14 protein-coding genes and 1 pseudogene are annotated in these 21,810 nt (G+C 55.4%); 6 read left to right on the top strand and 9 right to left on the bottom strand.

All coding sequences use genetic code 11. The annotated features are described in order from the left end of the window. Window positions 1-3 precede the first annotated feature (3 nt). The 3 genes from AC1RBR_RS13090 to AC1RBR_RS13080 form a co-directional block, all read right to left on the bottom strand. On the bottom strand, window positions 4-1,863 hold the full coding sequence (locus AC1RBR_RS13090) for an ABC transporter ATP-binding protein (RefSeq protein ID WP_492564802.1): 1,860 nt from the start codon (window positions 1,861-1,863) through the stop codon (window positions 4-6). Between the two features lie 219 nt (window positions 1,864-2,082). Further along, a complete protein-coding gene (locus AC1RBR_RS13085; protein WP_115984683.1) occupies window positions 2,083-2,793 on the bottom strand; it encodes an HNH endonuclease in 711 nt (236 codons plus the stop codon). Beyond that, the gene (locus AC1RBR_RS13080; protein WP_115984684.1) at window positions 2,790-4,001 is read right to left on the bottom strand and encodes an AAA family ATPase; all 1,212 of its coding nucleotides are present in this window, start codon (window positions 3,999-4,001) and stop codon (window positions 2,790-2,792) included. The genes AC1RBR_RS13085 and AC1RBR_RS13080 overlap by 4 nt, the downstream gene beginning before the upstream one ends. 487 nt (window positions 4,002-4,488) lie before the next feature. Here AC1RBR_RS13080 and AC1RBR_RS13075 point away from each other — a divergent pair, with 487 nt between their 5' ends. Then, window positions 4,489-7,110, top strand: coding sequence for a bifunctional diguanylate cyclase/phosphodiesterase (locus AC1RBR_RS13075; RefSeq protein ID WP_492564801.1), 2,622 nt, complete (start codon window positions 4,489-4,491; stop codon window positions 7,108-7,110). A 127-nt stretch (window positions 7,111-7,237) separates the two neighbouring features. On the opposite strand, the gene AC1RBR_RS13070 is transcribed toward AC1RBR_RS13075, so the two are convergent. Continuing rightward, window positions 7,238-7,885 (bottom strand): hydrolase, encoded by a 648-nt coding sequence (locus AC1RBR_RS13070; RefSeq protein ID WP_115984686.1) that lies wholly within the window; start codon window positions 7,883-7,885, stop codon window positions 7,238-7,240. A 178-nt stretch (window positions 7,886-8,063) separates the two neighbouring features. On the opposite strand from AC1RBR_RS13070, the gene AC1RBR_RS13065 reads away from it, so the two are divergent. Together AC1RBR_RS13065 and AC1RBR_RS13060 are read left to right on the top strand one after the other, a co-directional pair. Next, window positions 8,064-8,981: a LysR family transcriptional regulator gene (locus AC1RBR_RS13065; RefSeq protein ID WP_492564799.1), complete on the top strand. Its 918-nt coding sequence runs from the start codon at window positions 8,064-8,066 to the stop codon at window positions 8,979-8,981. Between the two features lie 196 nt (window positions 8,982-9,177). Further along, the gene (locus AC1RBR_RS13060; protein WP_492564797.1) at window positions 9,178-9,609 is read left to right on the top strand and encodes a bleomycin resistance protein; all 432 of its coding nucleotides are present in this window, start codon (window positions 9,178-9,180) and stop codon (window positions 9,607-9,609) included. 159 nt (window positions 9,610-9,768) lie between these two features. On the opposite strand, the gene AC1RBR_RS13055 is transcribed toward AC1RBR_RS13060, so the two are convergent. Next, complete coding sequence (locus tag AC1RBR_RS13055; protein ID WP_492564796.1) at window positions 9,769-10,233, bottom strand: MarR family winged helix-turn-helix transcriptional regulator; 465 nt, start codon at window positions 10,231-10,233, stop codon at window positions 9,769-9,771. A 97-nt stretch (window positions 10,234-10,330) separates the two neighbouring features. Between AC1RBR_RS13055 and AC1RBR_RS13050 the strand changes: the two genes are divergently transcribed. Together AC1RBR_RS13050 and AC1RBR_RS13045 are read left to right on the top strand one after the other, a co-directional pair. Beyond that, entirely contained in the window at window positions 10,331-10,699 is a 369-nt protein-coding gene (locus tag AC1RBR_RS13050; protein WP_095135732.1) for an antibiotic biosynthesis monooxygenase family protein, read from the top strand. 32 nt (window positions 10,700-10,731) lie between these two features. Then, entirely contained in the window at window positions 10,732-11,190 is a 459-nt protein-coding gene (locus tag AC1RBR_RS13045; protein WP_492564794.1) for a hypothetical protein, read from the top strand. A gap of 159 nt (window positions 11,191-11,349) precedes the next feature. Here AC1RBR_RS13045 and AC1RBR_RS13040 read toward each other — a convergent pair whose 3' ends face one another. The 3 genes and pseudogenes from AC1RBR_RS13040 to AC1RBR_RS13030 form a co-directional block, all read right to left on the bottom strand. Further along, window positions 11,350-11,718, bottom strand: a complete 369-nt coding sequence (locus AC1RBR_RS13040; protein WP_492564792.1) for a hypothetical protein — start codon at window positions 11,716-11,718, stop codon at window positions 11,350-11,352. Between the two features lie 171 nt (window positions 11,719-11,889). Further along, window positions 11,890-16,674, bottom strand: a complete 4,785-nt coding sequence (locus AC1RBR_RS13035) for a DUF3320 domain-containing protein (protein WP_492564790.1) — start codon at window positions 16,672-16,674, stop codon at window positions 11,890-11,892. A gap of 387 nt (window positions 16,675-17,061) precedes the next feature. Continuing rightward, window positions 17,062-17,971: pseudogene (locus AC1RBR_RS13030) on the bottom strand (alpha/beta hydrolase). A 148-nt stretch (window positions 17,972-18,119) separates the two neighbouring features. Between AC1RBR_RS13030 and AC1RBR_RS13025 the strand changes: the two are divergent. Further along, window positions 18,120-19,478 carry a hypothetical protein gene (locus tag AC1RBR_RS13025; RefSeq protein ID WP_247842374.1) on the top strand — a complete coding sequence of 453 codons (1,359 nt, stop codon included), beginning with the start codon at window positions 18,120-18,122 and terminating at the stop codon, window positions 19,476-19,478. Window positions 19,479-20,457: 979 nt separating this feature from the next. Here AC1RBR_RS13025 and AC1RBR_RS13020 read toward each other — a convergent pair. Further along, window positions 20,458-21,804, bottom strand: coding sequence for a glutamine synthetase family protein (locus tag AC1RBR_RS13020; protein WP_492564788.1), 1,347 nt, complete (start codon window positions 21,802-21,804; stop codon window positions 20,458-20,460). Window positions 21,805-21,810 lie beyond the last annotated feature (6 nt).

The raw sequence follows: 21,810 nt of genomic DNA, 5'->3' as shown, positions 1-21,810 counted from the left end.
CGTTTACGCCTGATCCAAAGCCTCCACCACTCCTTTGTCTTCCCCAAGAAACCCGCCACTCTGATGCGCCCACAACCGCGCATACACGCCGTTCTTCTCCAGCAATTCGGCGTGGGTGCCCTGCTCGATGATGCGCCCGTCATCCATGACAATCAGCCGATCCATCGCCGCAATCGTCGACAGTCGATGCGCGATCGCGATTACGGTTTTGCCCTGCATCATCTCATCGAGGCTTTCCTGAATCGCCACTTCGACTTCCGAGTCCAGCGCGCTGGTGGCCTCGTCGAGCAGCAGGATCGGCGCGTTCTTCAGCATCACCCGGGCGATCGCCACCCGTTGACGCTGGCCGCCGGAGAGCTTGATCCCGCGTTCACCGACCAAGGTGTCGTAGCCGGTATGGCCCTGACGGTCGCTGAGTTGGCTGATGAACTCATCAGCCTGAGCGTTGGCAGCGGCGCGGCGGATCTGCGCGTCGGTGGCATCAGGCCGGCCGTAGGCGATGTTGTCGCGAATCGAGCGGTGCAGCAGCGAGGTGTCCTGGGTGACCATGCCGATCGCGCTGCGCAAGCTGTCCTGAGTCACGTGCGCAATGTTCTGGCCGTCGATAAGAATCTCGCCGCTGTCGACGTCATAGAAGCGCAGCAGCAAGTTGATCAGCGTCGATTTGCCCGCACCTGAGCGCCCTACCAGACCGATTTTTTCACCGGGACGAATGCTCAGGCTCAGGCCATCGAGCACCTGACGCTCGCCACCGTAGTTGAACTTGACCTTATCGAACGTCACCGCGCCGCCAGAAGTGACCAGCACGCCGGCATCCGGCGCGTCTTGCACTTTGGTGCCTTGGGTCAGCGTCGCCATGCCGTCCTGGACGGTGCCGATGCCTTCGAACAGCGAGGTCATTTGCCACATGATCCAGTTCGACATGCCATTGATCCGCAACGCCATGGCGGTGATCGCTGCTACCGCACCTGCGCCGACATCTCCCTGGTGCCACAGCCACAGGGCGTAGCCCCCGGCAGACATGATCAACCCCACCACCAAGGCCTGATTGACGATCTCGAACAGGCTGACCAGACGCATCTGGCGAAAACCGGTCTGCTTGAAATCTTCCATCGCCGCCCGCGCAAAGTGCGCTTCGCGGTTGGAGTGGGAAAACAGTTTCACCGTGGTGATGTTGGTGTACGCATCGGCGATACGCCCGGTCATCATCGACCGCGCATTGGCCTGCTCCTGGCCGACCTTACCCAGACGCGGCACGAAGTACCACATGGCCAGACCGAACAGCACGACCCAAGCAAGAAACGGCAGCATCAGCTTCAGCGCAAAACCGCCGGCCAGGGCAATGATCGCGATGAAGTACACGCCAATCCCCGGCAGGATCTCGATCATGGTGAACAGCACGTCGCGCACCGCCAGCGCGGTCTGCATCACCTTGGTCGTGACCCGGCCGGAGAACTCGTCGGAGAAAAACGAAAGACTTTGCCGCAGCATCAGCCGATGGAAATCCCAGCGCAGGCGCAGCGGCAGGTTAATCGCCAGAATCTGGTGCTGGACCATGGTGCGCAACGCCACCAGCCCGACACTGAGCACCATGACAATGCCCATACCCCACAACACGCGGCTCTCCTGCACCGCCGCTTCACCGCCGGCCTGCCACGTCGAGAGCAGATCGACGACCTGGCCGAGGAAGGAAAACAGCCACGCTTCATAAACCGACACAGCGGCACTGAGCAACGCCAGCGCGAGGATGTAGCCGCGAGCACCGCGAGTGCAGGCCCAGAGAAATTTAGCCAGACCATTGGGTGGCGGTGGCACCTCGTCAGGCGGGAAAGGGTCGAGTCTTCGTTCAAACACACGAAGCATGGTGGTCTCCTGAACTTTCAAGTCAGGGAGATTCTGCCATCGAATGGAGGCTGGGAGGTCTTTGTGAAAAAGTGTGTACTCATTGGTACAGGCGCTGGCGGAAAACGGACCGCGGATCTATCTAAGAAGAATCGCTGGTTTCACACGAAATTACCCATCGTTTGCTCTTCTGGGTGCATTCAACCACATTTGCGGTTTACCACGGAAAAAAGCCGAAAATCACTTATGGGTGACTAATTGAAGCTTCAGCCCTGTTAGAAACTGGCCGATATCTTCGCGATCCCCATCTTTACAAAGCTCTACGATAGCGTCATCAATTCTGTGCGAAATTTCCCTCACAGTGGAGTTCAGTCCAGAGACGACTTCAAGCGCTTCAATTCTATCCAACTTTAAGCGCACATAGGTACTTTTACCCTCATCCGAAATTGGATCATACTTCAATATATGTAAATGCTCAGTTGTTAGCTGCACATACTCCAACTCTCCGACGTAGCTAAACCCGTCAACACCGGGGTGTATGATATCAAAAACATATTGTTTCGCGCCATCCACCTGATTATTTTTCGTATAATTGCAATCTATACACGCAAACACCAGATTGCTCATATCAAAAATAAGTTCAGGAAATTTAGCCTTAGGTCTAATGTGCTCAATGTGCCACGATATGTTATGCGAACCCATTGGCCTTCTACAGTAAGCGCAACGTTTTCGGGCCTTTACCCGCAAAATACTCTTAACTTCGTCACGCAAAGCGATCAGGTACTGCAGATCTTCTTTAGAAGGCTTGCGGAGCATTTTAACTGGAATGTTTTTCTCTTCCGGCCTAGAAAATAAAGTCCATGCCTCAGTGGTGGTGATAACGTTATTTTTTATCGAGGATGCCAAGGCGATCAGGATCTTTTTTGCGATTTTGTTGGCTATATTTTTCATAAATTATTTCTTGAAAAATGCTTCCTGATGAGATCAATTGCTTCATTTATTACCTTTCGAGTTTCATTAGGTATTTTTTCAACGTTCTTTAGGTTTTGAAGCTCCTTGATTTCCTCTTCGGCATCTCTGTTGTCTTTGGGTGCATCGACTGCGCTCAGCATAATCTCTGCAATTTTCATGTCAAAGGAAGGTGTATTGAACGTTGCCAGTTTAAAATAATCAAGGACGGCAAACTCGAAGCTTTTAATATCTTTAGTATTGGATACCTGACACTGAATCTGGTCCACTTCTGAATCCGGACTCTTCTCCAGAATAAAAATGCCCTCTGCGCTACCACGTGCGGCCCTGCCTGCTTCTGAAACAATAACTGGGGAGTGGGTGGCGACTACCACATGGTAGTTCGCGTAGCCATCCAATATTGTTGAGAGAAATCTGTGAAATTCAGCCTGCCATTGCAAATGCAAGCTGATTTCTGGTTCATCGATGAGCACAAGCATTCCATGTTCTGCATGCGCCAATACTTTCACCGCTAGAGATATACGGTTCTGTTCCCCAGAACTCAGATCTCGGAAAGTCAGGAAATCGCCTCCCTTCTTAACTTCTGCGGTAACCGTAGGGTTCAACTCCAGAAAACTTAATAAATCCTTAATGCGTGCTCGCGGAACACTTTGCAACTCAATCCTTTTTGAAATATTTTTCGCTAACCACCGTCGACCAGTAAGAGAGATCTTTTCAGATATCTCTGAATCCCTAAGTCGCCGATTATCAACAAATTCTGGCAAGTCTTCCAATGCTAAAGTCGAGTTTTCCGGCACCACTGGAAAGTTTATAAAAAACTCCATGCCAATTATTTTTTTTAGCTCGGCGAAGAAATCCCCCTTGCTTCTAATAAAGCCTGCGCATAACCCTTTGGCTATAGTGCGATCTAGTGACACCCAGTGAACCGCGTTACCTACGGAACGGGTTCCTAGATATTTTATCTTGCCAAATCCTTTATTGAATGTGAACTTGTCAACAACTGCATTGCTAATACACAAAACGCTCGTGACGTTATTACGCTCGGCCGCACCATACAATTGGGCAATTTCAGCCAAAATTCGACTTTTCCCAGTGCCGTTATTTCCAACCACGTAGCTTATAAATGGAGGTTTGTTAGCTTGCACTGAAGCGTCAATATTGTCCTTCAAGCGGTCAATTACATTTACCAATCCCAACTCCTTGGTTTCAGCTGACAATTATCTTATTTGTCGACTTAAATCATCTGACACATTGGATTCTAGGTCCCGCAGTGTCGGGTAACGGCTTCGGCTCGCGTGCTGGAATCCATATTGTGAGTCCGAATGAACGATCGGGATGACCGTAATATCAGACAATAATAATGGAAGCTACGTACAAAGTGCCATCATTGTATCCATTATTACACCTCTGTTGCTTCACATTTCACTAACGAAGCCTCGGCGTTCGGGTTGAGCCGGCCGTCGATGCACACATTGTGCTGGGGGGCCGATGTGGAGAAGGTGAGCTGCAAGCTTTGGGGCAGTTAATCAGAACGCAATAGCGTTGCCTCAAAGGCAAAATCCCCGCGCATTCACTACGCTTGAGAAATCCGCCGCAGCGCAATCGCCAACAGCAGATTGAACATTGCACGCAGGCCGCTGTTCCAGATGATTCAGACAGAGAATCAAGGACGAACATATGGATGTCTTCGCTCCCGCTGCGCCGGTTCCGCCTCAGCAAAGCACAATCACCCGCCGGCTGGCGTTCGCGGTCGGCACGCTGTTTATCGTCGGGGTGATTGCCGCTATCGGCACCCTGCTCGGCATTGCCGCTCGCCTGGATCGGGAGGATGTCGAGCAAAACCGTTTCTACACGGCCCGCGCCCTGGAAAACCGCATCAGCACCTCAAAGAGCTACATCACCAGTTACGCCGACTGGACCACCGCCTATGAGCACCTGCATACCCAGGTCGATACCGACTGGGCGTACACTCAACAGAACATTGGCAAAACTTTGTTCACCACTGACGGTTATGACGGCGTGTTTGTGCTGGATCGGCAGGGCACCAAATACGCCGTGGTGCAAGGACAGCAGGAAGACGCGGACATCGCGCGCTGGCTCGCGGTGCCTGCCGCGTCGCTGATTGAGCAGGTGCAAAATCAGTCCGAGTTGACCGTGCCTGTCAGCACTTACTCGCTGTTCGAAGGCTGGCCGGCGCTGGTCACGGCGGCGGCCATTCTGCCCAACGATGAGCGTCCGGTGGGCGATCCGCAACAGACGTCGGTGCTGGTATTCGTCGACAAGCTGACACCGGCCAAACTGCAAGCGCTTGGCGTGGCCTATGGCCTGAACAACCTGACGCTGATTCCGGATGAACAGCTCAGCGGAGAGCAACCACGCGTGCCGCTGGACAGTACCGGTTTCAGCTTGACGGCAGATCTGAAGCGACCCGGGCAGCAATTGTTGTGGTCATTGCTGCCAACACTCGGCAGCGTGCTGGCGGTGCTGATGCTGCTGACCGCCTATTTCCTGCGTCACGCCGTGCGATCTTCGACCTACGTCGACCACAGTTTCAACACGTTGAAGACCTCGAATCAGGCGCTGGAGGCGGCCAACCATGCACTTGAAGCCAGTGAAGAGCGGTTTCGCGCGGTGGCCGAAGCGGCATCGGACTGGATCTGGGAAGTCGACAACCAGTTGCGCCTGACCTATCTCTCGGCGCGCTTCAGCGAGGTGACCGGTTACCCGCAAACCGAGTGGCTGGGGCAAGGCATCGGGCAACTGGTGTCATGCGATACCACGCCGCTGGAGCTGTGGCTGAAAAAACTCACCGAAGACAGCAATGCCAGCGACCTGCGCTGCACCTACCGCGATCACGCCGGGCAGCAACGCCACTGTCGGCTATCAGCGCGGCCGATTATCGAAAAGCAAACCGTAGTCGGCTATCGCGGCACTGCCAGCGACATCACCGACGAAGTCGCCGCCCATGCGCAGATCCAGCACCTGTCGATGCACGACGCCCTGACCGGCCTGCCTAATCGCAACCAGTTGGCGCGTTACCTGGATGAGGCGCTGTTGCTCAAGGAACATGCCGCACCGTTGTCGCTGCTGGTGATTGACCTGGACAACTTCAAGCCGATCAACGACTCCCTCGGCCATCCGGCCGGTGATGCGGTGTTGCAGGAAGTCGCCAGTCGCCTGCGCGAATGCACCCGTGAGCACGACATCGTCGCGCGCCTGGGCGGTGACGAATTCGTCGTGGTGCTCAATGGCATGGACACTCGGCAAGAGGTCGACCGCTTTTGTACCCGGCTGGTCGAGAGCCTGCATCAACCGATGGTCTTCGAGCATCACCCGCTGCACGTCGGCGCCAGCATCGGCATCGCCCTGAGCCGCCGTCAAGGCTTCGTGCCCAGCGAGTTGATCCGTTGCGCCGACATTGCGCTGTATCAGGCCAAGTCCGAGGGCAAGAACACCTGGTGCTATTTCGAAGCGCACATGAGCGACCAGATCCAGACCCGCCGGCAAATGGAAAGCGATTTGCGTGGCGCGTTGAAGAACGACGAATTCATCCTGCATTACCAGCCGCGCTACACCGTCGACGGCAAGCACATCGTCTCGGTCGAGGCATTGGTGCGCTGGCAGCATCCGACCAAGGGCCTGCTGGGGCCGGACGTGTTCATAGGCCTGGCGGAACAGACCGACCTGATCGTGGCGCTGGGGCGCTGGGTATTGCGTGAAGCCTGTGAAACGGCACTGAGCTGGCCGTCGGACATTCTGCTTTCGGTCAATCTGTCCCCGGCGCAATTTGCCCTCAGCGATGTCGTCGAAGACGTGCGCGAAGCGCTGATCCAGACCCGTTTCCCGGCCAGTCGCCTGGAACTGGAAATCACTGAAAACGTGATGCTCGTCGACACCGACGGCGCGCTGGCCACGATGAATGCGCTCAAGGAACTTGGCGTGCGGCTGAACATGGACGACTTCGGCACCGGCTATTCGTCCCTCGGCTACCTGCGCGCCTACCCGTTCGACGGGATCAAGATCGACAAACGCTTCATCGCCTCGATCAGCAACGGCGCCAACGATCGCGCCGTGGTCCAGGCGATCATCGGCCTGGGTAAAGCCATGGGCCTGACCGTCACCGCAGAAGGCGTGGAAACCGAGGAGCAACTGGAGATTCTCGGCAAGGATCAATGCAACGAGGTACAGGGTTACTTCATGAGTCGGCCGATCGACAAGACGGCGTTTGCGCAATTGTTGAAAAGCGCCAGAGCCGAGCCTGCCACTCATCCATCACCGAAGAAAGGACGTGTCATTTAACCGGTTGGGCATCCCTGACCGGGCTATCTGATAGCAACTGGCACTGGAGTAACGCTGGCCACCAACCGCCGCGTAAGCCAGGTGGCGCCCGCTTTCGCGAGCGACACCTTCATCCCCTGCCCGCTAATCAGGCCTTCTTGTCCGCCTCTTCCAGCGCTTTTTCAGCGTTGAACCCGTCGAAGTTCTCGAATACGCCCAGAAAGCCCGGCACGGTCACTTCTCGCGCCCAGTCGCGCTGTAGTTCGCAGTACATTTGTACCCGGCTGATGAGCTTCGCGCCCGCCTGTTCCATTCTGCGCAACGCCGCCTCGTGCGCGGCGAGCGATGTGCCGCCGACCGCATCGACCGGCACATAAACGTCATAACCTTCCTGGATCGCGTCGAGCACCGGGAATGTCAGGCACGCTTCGGTCCAGAGTGCAGTCATGATCAGCTTCTTGCGCCCGAGCGCCTTGACTGCCTGCTTGAATTGCGTGTCCTCCCAACTATTGATCGATGTGCGGTCATAGGTCGGCAGATGGCCGAGCACCTTTTGCAACTCCTGAATCGGCGGCTTGTTGCGGCCGGTCGCGACATTGACTGTCGAGTGAATGATCGGAAGGTTGTAGTTGACCGCCGCCTTCGCGACGCTGGTTATGTTGAAGACGAGTTCATCACGCGGCATCGAGCGGATCGAAGAAACCTGAACAGGCTGATAATCGATGATGATCAATGCCGAATTTTCCGGGGTCAGTAGCTGATCGGTATGGGGGTTGCGGAGAGTCTCGCTTGCCATTGGTAAATCCTTTTCATGGGTGACGCACGTTTGTGAATCAGGCCGGAGCCTGTGCGGGTGATGGGTTCCGAGACACGTGCGAATGACGCCATGCCCGGAAATCCATTGTGCTGTTCCCATGTTCGACGCAGTAGTAGCATTGCGCGACGTGCTGTGTCGCGAAAAGAGGAACGCAAGCGTGGATATCGAAGAACTGCAGTCCTTCGTGGAAGTGGCTGATGCCGGGGGCATTTCGCAGGCTGCCCTGCGGCTTGGCGTGTCGAAATCGATCGTCAGCCGCCGCCTGGCTCGGCTTGAAACCGAATTGGGTGTGCAATTGCTGGCACGCTCCACGCGCGGGGCGGCGCTTACCGAGGCCGGTGCGACGTTCCGGGACTACGCCGCCAGGGTTTGCACCGAGATCGACATTGCCAAGGAAACGATCCTGCCCGCCGGCGCCCTCCGCGGCCGCTTGCGCGTGGCCGTGCCGCTGTCGTTCGGCCAGAGTCACTTCGCCCCGATGCTGGCAGAAATGGCGCGTCGGCATCCGCAGTTGCACATCCAGACCTGTTACAGCGATCGCTTCGTTGACCTCATTGCCGAGGGCTACGATTGCGCCATCCGGGTGGGCTATATGCAGGACTCCAATTTGATCGCCAGACGGATTGGCCCGGTCTACACCAAGCTCGTCGCGAGCCCCGCCTACATCAACGCGCATGGAGAACCCCAGGCGCCGGATGAACTGATTGCCCATCAGGCCCTCATGCAGGGCACCGAAGCCTGGCAATTCATGGATGGCGACAAAGTCATCACGGTCCGTCCGCAAGGCCGCTTCAAGGCCGACAACGGCATCGCCCTGGTCGCCGCCGCGACCGCAGGCCTCGGTGTCGCCTACCTGCCCGACTGCCTCACCCATGAACACGTGGCATCCGGCGCACTGGTGCCGATCATGACAAACCATCCTCCCCCTCCGGCCGGTGCCTACATCCTCCGCCCGCCGGGCCCGCATCCTGCGCGCAAAATTCGTGTGCTCACAGAACTGCTGATCGAGTTCTTCGGCGAAACGCCACACCTGGCGGTGCAACCGCTGTCACATCAGGATGATGCGTTGGCGTGAGGTTGGGTTAAGCGAGAGCGACAGACGTTCCTCTTGATCCGCCATTCGCGTAGGGCAACTTCCGGTCAACGCGACTCGTTAACTCTCACCCGAGCGCGCATCATCGCGCTCGCCACGATCCCGTCGTGGTATCGAAGCCATCAGTGCAGAACCTGGCCGTCCGCAAAAACGAGCCTTTTGAAACGGAAGTCATCTCATGTTCGAACGTAACAAACTGGTTCCGGAGTTAATGGTCACCAACCTGGATAGCAGCCTGGCTTTTTGGGTTTCTTGTCTGGGGTTCAAAGTCGCTTATCAACGCCCGGAAGATGGATTTGCTTATCTTGATTTGAACGGTGCTCAAGTAATGCTTGAGCAGATTGATTCCGACGCAGGGCAATGGCTGACTGCGCCGTTGGCCAAGCCGTTTGGAAGAGGCATCAACTTACAGATTGATGTTGAGGCTGTCGCACCCGTCATCCGAAAACTTGATGAGGCTGGATGCCCACTCTATCGAGAATGCAAAGACACCTGGTATCGGGCTGACAATGTTGAAGTAGGCCAGCGCGAATTCATCGTCCAGGATCCCGACGGTTATCTCGTAAGGTTGGTAGAGCGGTTGGGGGAGAGACCGGCTTGCCCAATCTGAAACTGAGCCAGACCGTCCGTCAGCTTCGGACCGGTGCAACCCCTCACACCAGGCAGCAATCGGCTAGAAGCGGACGTCCACGAACCACCGTTTACAACCTGGCCCAGTCTTTTGTTGCCTGAACTTTTGAGTAGCTGGATGATGCTGACGCTGGCCAGGTCATTCGGCCGGGTCCTCCTCAAGCCTATTGCGCAGGTGCTTTAGAACCTGATGGGCAGTCTGGATAGACTCCATGTCCAATCCCTCCGCCAGCTCATTAATCCAAGGCGTTTGTAGCTGCATCGCCAGATCGAATGCCTTTCTCCCAGCTTCAGTCAGGACAACCAGCTGCGCCCTGCGGTGATGTGGGTTGGGTTGAAACTCGAGCAGCCCTTCCTTCACCAGATCGTTGACGATCCGCTGAACATTTTGCCGATTTGCCCCCATGTCGCGAGCAATCCATGAAACCGGTTGTGCTCGTTCGGCGTACACAATCGTACCCAAGAGTTGCCAGCGGGCGCTTGTCAGACCTAGCTCTGCGACGAGTCGATCGCCTGCAGTAAGCAGGCGCGCGCTTGCTCTAAAGATTTCAAGAACCAGATCGCTCGTGGCGCACCCTGCGGGTGTGTAGTTTGTCTTTTGCATGGCGTGAATCCTTCCACGTTGACACCATGTTGTCAAACGCAGTAGGTTTGGAGCGTGAAAACCAAACTGTCATCATGATTACAATGTAGAGGCCGCCATGCTTTCTATTCGCCCCCTTGATCCGATCGTTCCCATCACTCAACAGTTGCAGTGCAGCGAAGCTCCTGTGGTATTGATCAACCTCTTCACTGTCGACGCAGACGATATACCTGACCTGCTTTGCGCGTGGGAACTGGATGCCAACTGGATGAAGCAACGTGCCGGTTTCATCTCCACGCAGCTCCATCAGGCCATCGGTGGCAGCAACATGTTCTTGAATTACGCCGTATGGGAATCGGTAGAGCGGTTTCGCGATGCTTTCAATCATCCGGAGTTCGCCAACGCCCTGAGTCGGTATCCCTCAAGCGCCTTGGCCATGCCGCATTTGTTTACCAAGGTAGCTGTGTCGAATATCTGCACGGCCTGATTATTAACCAACTGTCCCACGGTATTAGATAAATGCTCAAACGATTACATTTGATCTTCAGCACACTGGCACTGCTGTGCATCGCCACCTTCTTTCTGTCGACCATTTGTGTTGAGGTTATCGGATCCCGTCACTCGATAGCCTCACTTAAGCAGCTGATCGTGAGTCCCGGGCTTTGGATACTGGTACCGGCAATCATTGCGACCGGTGCAAGTGGAGTGTTAATGAGTCGGAAACGACAAGGTCGACTGATCGCTTTGAAGAAGAAACGCATGCCATTCATTGCCGCCAATGGCCTGTTGGTTCTGATGCCGTGCGCCATTGTGCTCAACCAATGGGCGTGGGCGGGGAGCTTCGATACGCGTTTTTACTTCGTACAGGTAATCGAACTGATCGCAGGGGCCACCAATATCGCATTAATGGGGCTGAATATGCGTGACGGCCTGCGCCTCAGCGGCCGACTGATGCGGGTCGAACCTCACAGGCAGTAAGTTGGATACTTGCTTCCGTTTTATCTTGAAAAGCTGGGCCGAAATCTTCCATTCGAGACCGGTAGCTATCGGCCAAAAGCAGTCGTTCACGGGAGGCAGCTATCGACCCACAGCAGTAATCTGAACCGCATTGATCTAAAGCAATGCCTCCTGTCCATCCTAAAATCGTGATGGCAGTTCATTTCCGGCCTGGGCATCCGAAAAGACCTCATCTGGATCTGCCTGACACCAATATCTGAAAAGTAGGCGAGGCTCGATATTTCTGAAATATTGATCCACGATGCTCTCGGGGCGCACGACCCATTTAGGCTCAGGCCATTGCTGGGCTAAAACACCTAATGGTTCGCCAGATGAATAAACAACCCAAGTGGCCTTGCCTCCACTGATACGAGGTAGGTAGTCCATATCTTGTATCACTTCGATCAAGGTGCGTAGTGTTGCTGATTGATCGAGTGTGATCGATATTGCATGACTTTCCAGATCATCTCCCGCATGAACGCTATCTCGATCAATGGCAACTACAAACATGACTACTCCTTTTAGTGGTGTGCTTTCACCAGATCGATCAGCGTAGAGACATCAGCGGCTAACTGTCGAGTGCGCTTCTAGCCCAAACCTGCCGCACCAGGCCTCCGCTTTCGGCCAAAAGCGGACGGCTATGCAGCGGCTCAGAGGACGCCCATTTGAGGATTAAAGAGTCTACGAAAGCGAGGTCGATTCAGGAGTTACCAGCCCATCAACCATTCGCAAACGCCCGCTGTTGACCAGAACAACAATCCTTTCGTCAACCATTCCAGCAATCTTCGCCGTTGCCCGTCCAAAGCCCAGAAGCGCCAGCGCTCCTGAAATAACGTCATCCCGACTCATCGAAAATCCTAGGGTGACTGTTTCTACAAGTGCCTGATCAAGCTCTTCCGGGGCGACCCACTCCACCTTACGCTCCGAAGATTCAAAATGGGCCCGGCTACGGATAGGGATAGCTTTGTTTTCAGCTGAATACATGAAGCCACTTCGTCCGTGGAACAACCTGTGCTGCACGCCAAGACGAATAGCCTGCTCAACCGCGTTTGTAATCCTCGAGCCCGCCCGCGTCACACCGAACGCCTCCATGAGTCGGCGAGTGACTTCGGCGGTGTGCACCGGAGCTTCGACCTCCACCACAGTACGTATCATCTGCATTAGGCGCTCTGGCTTTTCCTGATGCAGCTCATTCAGCGAGGCTACGGGTGCCAGACGAGCTTTCACGTATAGCCTGCTGGCACTCGGCATAGCTTCCACGGCCGGCACATCCCTGAAAATCTCATGCTTCAGCTCCGACGCCACTTGGGGAAGCGCATTCCGCCCCTCAGCGATCCTGGCACGAGCTGCTTCGATCGCTGCAACGACGCGTGTAATTTCCTGCTGAGGATTGCGGAACCAGTCCGTGCTCCAGATCCGGTGGAAGTTCCAGCCTAACCCCTCCAGCACTCCCTGGCGCAGGCGATCACGATCACGCGCCGATCGTGCGCTGTGATAGGCAGCGCCATCGCATTCGATCGCCAAGACATAGCGCCCCAGATACTCCGGATCCTTGACGGCAATATCGATGAAGTAACCTGCGGTTCCTACCTGCGGCTCCACCACATAGTTTCGGTCTCTCAGCGCCTCAATCACTTCCAGCTCAAACGGCGAGTCTGCTGCTTTACCAGTCTCGCATGCGACTTCGAGTTCGCCTGTCTCAGCATACTTGAGAAAATTCTTCAGCGCCCTGACGCCCTGAGGAGCATTGGAGTCGAGTTCAAGTTCTTCGGCCTTGAAATTACTGAACACGCGCATAGCCAGTTTGGCCCGTGTGATCAGAACGTTGAGGCGACGGTGGCCGCCCTCCCGGTTTACTGGACCGAACTCCTTGGCAATGCGGCCGGACTCGTTACGCCCATACCCGATGCTGATGAATATCTTGTCCCGCTCATCACCCTGTATGTTTTCCAGGTTCTTAACGAAGAATGGCTCACTCCCTTGGGCGGTAAAGAACGCTTCTGCTTCCGGCGACTGACGACGCAGCAACTCGATTTCCACCTGGATCAGATCACGCTGCGCCACGCTGAAGGCAGCTACTCCCAGCGATAAGTCAGGCGTGCGGATCGCGTGTTCCATGACAGCTTTCGCGACAGCCTTGGCTTCCCCCTTGTTCGTGCGGGTACGGCCCCGGTCGTAGACTGCCTCAGGCAAGTAGTCGAAGCTGATACCTGTGGCATCAGGATGTTGCCCCGCCGATGGGAAGACCACCAGTTTGCTGTCGTAAAACTCGACGTTAGAAACCGCAATCAACGACTCGTGCCGGCTACGATAGTGCCAGCGCAAATAACGCTCCTGGCTACCGGCGGCCTTGAACATGCTCAGGATACTTTCAATGTCGGCGGTAACGCCCTCTTCGTCGTCCATCTCGACATCACGACTGAAGAAGTCAGTAGGCGGCATCTGGCGGGTGTCACCCACGACAACCACCTGCTTGCCGCGCATGATGGCGCCAAATGCATCGACCGCTTTCACCTGGGAAGCTTCGTCGAACACCACCACGTCGAACTCGACTTTGCCTGGCGGGAGGAAGTTGGCGATCGACATGGGGCTCATCATGAACACCGGTTTTATTTGCTGGATCGCTCGCCCCGCCTTCTCGATAATTTGCCGGATCGGCATATGGCGGCGCTTCTTGTTCAGCTCAGCTCGCAATACCGCCATCTCACCGGGTTGGTTGATATTAGGCATTCCTTCCCACGCCTGCTTCGCCAGGGACGTCTGGGCGTGATTAAGGGAGGCGAGATCAAGCGACTTGAAACGCGCGATCTGGTGCTCATGCTTGATCCGGTCGAACTGTTGGAGCGCCGGGTTTTGGGCGTACACTGATTGCACCAGGCCTGCATACCAGGAAAGATCCAGAATGGCAGTCAGACTTTCGTGCTGATCACTCCTGATGGCGATGCCAAGTAGCTCGCCCAAGTTGGCCGTAAGCATCTGTCCAGCGAGCACGTTGAATCGCGAAATCTGGTAGAGGGCGGTGAGATTGCCCTGCCATTCCTGCAGACGCGCCTCCAGAGTAGCCAGAGAGAGTTTCCTGACATCAGCCTTGGCGTTCTCCTCCTGCATGCCAGTCACTTCCAGCGAACCACGAATCGCTTTGTCCAGCCCACTTACATGCTGCTCTACATCAGCGACCGCATCGCCCAGCCCTGTGGCATCGGCATGTCCGGCCAAGAAGGCGATAATGCCCTGCGGGATCTGTCCATGCCCCAGATCGTCATGCAACTGGATAACCCAGGCACTCAAGCGCTCAAGCACAGGCCAGTCGGTCTTCTGGCGTTGCCACTGAGCCCCAAACAGTGCACTTCCCAAGGTTTCGTGCTGGTCATACACCTTCTTGTTCTGCTGGTAGATTAAGACCGCGTCGACCAGCTCGAGCATGCCTGCATTGCTTTTCGGCAATACCTCGCGGACAAGCCCTTGCAATCGAGTACGCGAGGCGCGGAAGCGACCCGAAAGGACTCTCCACCATTTGTCACCGTAGGCTTGCAGGTTCTGGCGAACCTCCAAAAGATCCTGGTCCCAAGCTGCGTCGATCAACTGTTTGTCGAATTGATCACGACAGACAGACATCTTCTCGCCGGCCTCGAGCAATTCGCGAATGGAATCGCGACGCGACTGCCATTCCCCCGTGGATATCTTGATGCCCTCAAGTCGCGGGGCCTCCGCCGCACGGCGTGCGGCGCGGCAGACTACATCGACATCCGCCAAGGTGGCCGGCTGGGTCAGCATCAATCGCTCGGAGAGCGCGGTAGTGGCGGATTGCAACGCATGGAGGTGCGAGATCGCCGACTGCAACTCGTCATTGGCAGTACTTTGTTCGATAGGAGAGAAGAAAGTCCGCTGGCTGCCCCAGAAGGGGCTGCGATCCGGGCGCCCCATCGCGTTAAGGTGGAGCACTAATTCTTCGACCAGCTCTCGCTGCTTTTGCTGCTGAGTAAAGCTCCAGCCGACCATTGGCCCAAACGGGATCACGGGTAGTCCCGGATGAACTCGCTTCAGTCTCAGGTAACGACCCAGCACATCGAGGAAGGGCAAACCGCTCGCCCCTGCCGACGCGCTGACGGCTCCGCAGTAATTATTAAGGGATACCTGAAGTTCTTTCAGGCTGGCCAGGTCTCCCTCTGCGCCTTTGGTGATTGGCCGCCCTTGGCTCAGGGTTCGCCCCAACTCCTTGAGCACAGACTGCTTGGTGGATTTGTGGGAATGCAGCTCGAGTACCGCGTCGCCGAGATGGCTTTCATCTAGGCGGCGCTTCACGACCTCCAAGGCCGCCATCTTCTCGGCAACGAACAGTACGGTTTTTTTCTGCCCGATCAGTTCGGCGATGATGTTGGTAATCGTCTGGGACTTACCGGTACCCGGTGGGCCCTGAATGACTAGGTTGGAGCCTTCGCGCACTTCCAGGATCGCTTCGGTCTGGCTGCTGTCGGCGTCCTTGACGAAACGAACTTCACCCGGCTCGATCACCGAGTCGATATTCACATCCTCTGGAAATGCCGCGCGCAGATCGCCGAAACCCGAGCCCAGCAATCGCTTCATCACCGGATTGGCATCAGGCTGCTTGTCTTCTGGCCAACTTTTCGGATCGAGATCCTTGAACATCAAGAACTTGCCGAACGAAAAAAAGCCCAGTGCTATTTCGTTATTGGCAATCTTCCATCTGGGTTGTTTGCTGACCACAGCAGAAACATCACTGAAAAAGCGATCGAGACTGTTTTCATCAGCATCGAAGGTATCCTCGTCGAATGCACAAGAACTCAGGTCCAGGCCAAAGTCGGTCTTGAGCTTGGCGACTAGGGACAAGTTCGGCATCAGCTCGTCACCGGAGTACCTAAGCTTAAACGCATCTTTGGCCCCGCTGCGTTCAAGGGTGACGGGCAGCAGAATCAAAGGCGCTTTTCGCAGGTTTTCAGAACTGTCGGCCTCATACCAATGCAGGAAGCCAAGGGACAAGAACAGTGTGTTGACGCCCTGCTCCTCGATAAAACCTTTGGCCTCGGTATGGATTTTCAATAGTTGGAGAAAAAGCCGATCATCTTCGATGGCGGTCTGCAAACGCGTATCGAGATGACGGCGAGCCTTGCCTGTTTCATCCGCGCCTGCGTCGCCAGTGGCGGCAGTCCAGTCCAAACTGTCGAGCTCATACAACAGCTCTTCATCGCCGGGAGTATCAGTATTGTCCTCCCCTTCCTCTGCTGACTTGGAGGTCCTGACCAGCTCCGCTAGCTTCTTGCGAGCCATTGGCGCAAAGGTCATGGCCTTTTCCTGACGATAGAGGGTCTTGAAGACCTCTTCGGACTGCTCATCGACCACTATCAGGGTCTTGGCGGTCTTGCGGAAATTGAGCATGTTGTTGCGGAGCCCGATATCCAGAAGCTCTTTGCGACTGCTCTGTAGCTTCTGGCCGATCACTGCATTCATAGGAAAACCTGCTATCTGAATTTGCACATTAACGGCTTCGATCGTGTCTGCGGCCTGGAAAGATGCTTATGGAGAAACTGTCCCACGTTGACACCATCACCAGAAGCATGGCAGGGAAGTCTAGCGAGCAGTCAGCCGAAAGTTTGAACCTAGGGGATCAACTCATCGGACACAACGATTGCCGAGCTTGGTTTGCTAGAGTCACGAAGATCAGGGAAGGGATGCAGGTGGGTGAGCCAGTCGAGTGATCACTTTGGAGCGCCTTTCCCTGAGACTCGAATATTTAATATCCTTTTGCCAGCAACATATCTTCAGCATGAATACAGGTAAAGAAATAAGTGATTTGCGGTCATGGCATCAAGCGAGATGCGGGCGCTTCCAGAACACTCACCCCTCACCAACCCGCCCCGCAACCCACTCCCAACTATACCCATGCACCCTCCCCGCCAACCCCAGCGGAAAATGAATCACCCCATGCGCCGTTTCCGGCAGCAGATGCACTTCAACCTCCGCCGCCCTGCCCCAACGCTCAGCCAACTCAAGCGTGTCATCCCTGAGCGGATCCAACTCCGCCGCAAACATCAACGCCGGCGGAAACCCGGTGAAGTCGCCATACAACGGAGACAACGGTGGCTGCCGGTGTTCTTCATCGCTCAATCCCGGCCCATCCAGCAGCAAGGTATCGGGCCCGGCGTTGCGTACGCTGGGGGTTTCGGTCAGGTCGTAGACGCCGTAGTACAGCAGCGCCCCGCTCACCCGTTTGAACAAGTCCGGCCACTGTTTGAGTTGCAGCAGGGTCGCGGCGGCGAGGTGGCCGCCGGCCGACTCGCCCACGACGATGACGGGCAGGTTCGCAAACTCGTGGCAGTCATCGCTCAGCAGCCAGCGAGCCGCCGTGAGGCAGTCTTGCATCACGCCTTCAATCGGCGTCGAGACCACAAGCCGATAATCGACGGAGACCACTGCCACGTCGCAGGCGTTCACCATGCCGATGTTGAGGTGGTCGTTCATCTCTGCATTGCCGATGACCCAGCCGCCGCCATGAAAATCCAGTACCACGCCTTTGGCCTTTGTCTTTGGCCGAATGATCCGCACCGGCACTGATGCGCCGTCGACGCCAACCACTTTGTGTTCGGCCTCGAGTCCGTGCTTGAGCAACTTTCTCGCACCGCCCAATTGGCTGAGGCGCAACAGCAACTGAATCGCCCGTGGTGTGATGCGATGCGATGCGATTGCGGATGCGAAAGCACGACGGCCGGGCAAGTTTCTTGTTGAACGCGCGTAACTGCGTCCCCATTTTTTTATAGCCGAAGATGGTAATGAGCAAAGCCTCTTCATATTAGATGGCTACTTGCGTTGTGTGTGATCCAAGCTTTAATTAAAGAATAAAGTTCCATCGCTCCACACAATTTTTCTTTAAAAGTGCCGACCTGAAGGGATGGATGATGAGTCGATATGCGATGCTTTTGGTAATGCTCAGCCTTAACTCCTACTCGTATCATGCAGTAGCAGAATCGCCAACTAAAAGCAGTCATCTGGACCAGGCGGAGGCTCCGGAGCCGAATTATGTTGGGCCAGTTTTTAAGCCAAGCTTTGATTTTCCTCGAGCATTGCCAGCGGCCGAACCCCGCCCTTGGGAAAAAATTTCCTTTAAGTTGAACCCTGAGCTCTATATGGCGGCCGTATTGCAATATGCGCTTGAGGGGCAGGACAGATCCCGGTGGGCGGTGGAAAAAAACCCTGTGCGCAAGTGGTATCACGCGCCTTGGATGGGGCCTGGCGGGAAGGGGCGCGAGTACATTAACGGGCTTACATCTGAGCGCCGGTCACAGCCAAAAGAGCTTGGACCCACTCATACAAAGTGCCGGCAAAACTGGGCAGTTGGATTCTACAACCCCGTCGGAGGGTACACATTGGGGCGTTTCTGGGCACCGATAGTGAGTGGAACCTCACAGGAGCCCGACTATTCAGCATTGCCATTTCCTCCTGGTACCGTGGTAGTGAAATTCCTTTACACACAAGCAGATACTACAGATCTGTCTTCTCTTTCAGGAGCGCCAACAATTCAGGCTAGAATTATCGAGGATCCCAATCCGGATGATGATAAATGCCCGGCCGACAATATAAATGGGGTGCCAGCTAAAAGAATCGAAGCTACTTTACGGCTACTTCAGGTTGATATCGGTGTGCGCGATAGTAGTGCCAATGATGCATCAGGCTGGGTATTTGGAACGTTCTTCTACGATGGGACACAACCTGGGTCAGACCCTTGGAAAAAGTTGCGGCCCGTCGGCCTGATGTGGGGCAATGACCACGCCCTCACTGACGAAATGGCGAGTAATCAGGAAAAACCGAAAGAAGGGATCGTTTTGTCAACATTCGATTTCAAACGGAATTTCGGTCGAGGTGGCAGGATGAACGGACCAGTCGACAACCCAAACTCGTCTTGTCTCTCCTGTCACATGACAGCTCAAAAAAATCCACCTGGCATGACTGCTCCAGATGGAGCTAATTGGTCAATTGCTCGGTGCTGGTTCAGGACCCTTAAACCAACTGAAGCATTTGGAATGCAGCCTAGCGAAGGAGAGTGTGGCGAGGCTAAGAAAGGCCAAGCTTCCTTAGATTACTCACTCCAGCTTTCAGCCGGGCTCCGCAATTATGAGATTGCGCTTGCCAATACTAATCGCGGAGGTATAGAAATTTTGGGTACAAAGTTTTTCCAAAGTCCGCTGCTGAGCCCAGACCAGACTGTAAAACTTAATGGGCTCATAAGTGCACCAATATCCCGAGAGGGTGACAAATAACGCGGTGTAGGGACGAAAAAACCGGAGGCTGGCCCTTCCAGGGTAATTGAAAAAATCAGAAAAGGGGGGCTGGTGTATTTCTCAGAAAATAAATCAGTCCCCTTTTCTTCCTATCCGTCTAGATTTGTGGCCGACTGAGGGGGCTGAACTCTGATGTCGTCCACGCCCAACTTAAAGCATATCAATGCTCAGTACTTCACCTGTATCATCCAACACATCCCAAACACAACTAACCTCAGTTTCTGATTCGCAATTTTGGCACTCAATAGTTCCGGAGCCGGAGTACTGCGTGGTATGACTTCCAGATGATTCTGAGTTTTCAACGTCCAAGGCGGACAGGTCAAATTCTATATCTTGGCCGCACTCTTCATTGCTGCATGTAGTTGTTGGCATCTGAATATCCTTTTTTCCTGCTCAGTAAATATAAGGTTTAGTTAAGAAGTAAGCTTTTGCTCGTCCAGCGAGCGGAGCGAGCAACTTGAACCGGCGACAAGTCAAGTGCTGGATTGACTGGCAACGCTGACTATACCTCAAGCCGAACTGCTTGGGGGCGTTGAAAACCCTCAGAATCTGGGACTTCCAAGCTTAACCGCACCTAGCTGAAGACTTCGCATCCAACGATGGGATACATTCCAGCGGTCTCAAATCAAGTGGTTCTAGAAAAATGTTTCACCTAGTCGAAGTGTGTCTGATCGACAACTATGGGTCGAAAGCCGCCGCTTGGGAACGACCGCTTCTGGCCGATAGCTGCCAGCCAAAGTCAACTATTTCCAACTCAGCGCAGACATTTCAAGGGATGGCGTTGGATTTTCTCCAGACGTCATTCAAGCCGTTCTTTCGCCATCTTCACGTCCGGTTTTCAAAATCCCTCGTGGCTCGATCATCAATTTTGATAACCGGATGGAATTCACCGGTACTGAATTCCATCCGGTCATCGCGGCCCCCGCACCTGACTCAAGTGGGGTTGCTGAACCAGCAATCACAAATACCAGCGATACTCCCGCGCACTGATCTCCTGCATGAACGCCAGGTGATCCTGACGTTTGTTCTCGCAATACACGTCCACGAACTCGTCGCCGAGACCCGCACGCAGTTGCGGCTGGTGTTGCAGAGCCCGCACGGCGTCAAGGATTTCAGTGGGGAAATCGATACCGCTGTTGCGGTCATCGTTGAGCGGCGGGATCGGTTCCTTGCCGGTTCCCAGACCATGCTCCAGGCCCACCAGGATTGCCGCCAGCACCAGATACGGGTTGGCGTCGGCGCCGGCCAGACGGTATTCGATGCGCAGGTTTTTCGTGTCCGATTCGGGGATGCGCAGGCAGGCGTCGCGATCTTCGTAACCCCAGCTCGCCTTGGTCGCGGTGTTTACCGTGCCGCTCAGGCGGCGCATGGCGTTCTGGTTCGGGGCGAAGATCGGCATGCTGTGCGGCAGCAGATCCAGGCAGCCGGCCACCGCATGGCGCAGTGCTTGCTGGTGATTAGCGGCCAGCAGGTTGTTGCCGGCCGCGTCATATAGGCTGACATGCACATGCATGCCGCTGCCCGGATGCTCCACGTACGGCTTGGCCATGAAACTGGCGCGGTAGCCGTGCTTGAGCGCAACTCCACGGGTGCTGCGACAGAACAGCGCCGCCCAGTCCGCAGCGCGCAAGCCGTCGTCCAGATGGCCGAAATTGATCTCGAATTGCCCCGGGCCCAGCTCGGCGGTAATCACAGTAGCGTCGATACCCTGGGCTCGCGTTGCTTCAACCATTTCGTCGAGCACCGGAGCGAAACGCGACAGGCGTTCGATGTGCATGTTCGGCTGATCATCGGCATCGTCGGTCAGTTCGTCGCGGGGGAATTGCGGCAGGCCGTCGCGAAGTTTTTTATCGAACAGATAGAACTCCAGTTCGAAGGCCACCACAGGGTGAATGCCTTTGCCCGCCAATCGATCCAGTACCTTCGCCAGCACTTCGCGGGGTTCGAATTCGATCGGTTTGGCGGTGCCGTCGGAGGTAATCAGCATCTGCCCCAGCGGCTGCGCTTCCCATGTCACGGGCTTCAAAGTGCCGGGCACCAAGCGGCGCACGGCGTCTGGGTCGCCGTCGTTGAAGCAGTAATCGCCAATCTTGAACAGACCGCCCTGCACGCCGAGCAACACGCAGTTCTGCGGCAGCTTCAGTGCGCTGCCCGCCGCGACTTTTTCGAGCATGTCCACCGGATAGCGCTTGCCGTAAAAATGCCCCGGAATGTCCAGGGAAATCAGGTCGACATAACGCACTTCGGGGTAGCGTTGGCGAAACGCGCGCACTTCGGCGAGCAGGTCAGAGCAGACAGCGTCCATCGTGTT

The sequence above is a fragment of the Pseudomonas sp. GW823-FHT01D03 genome, from assembly GCF_058798255.1.
This window is presented reverse-complemented; position numbering and strand designations above follow the sequence as displayed.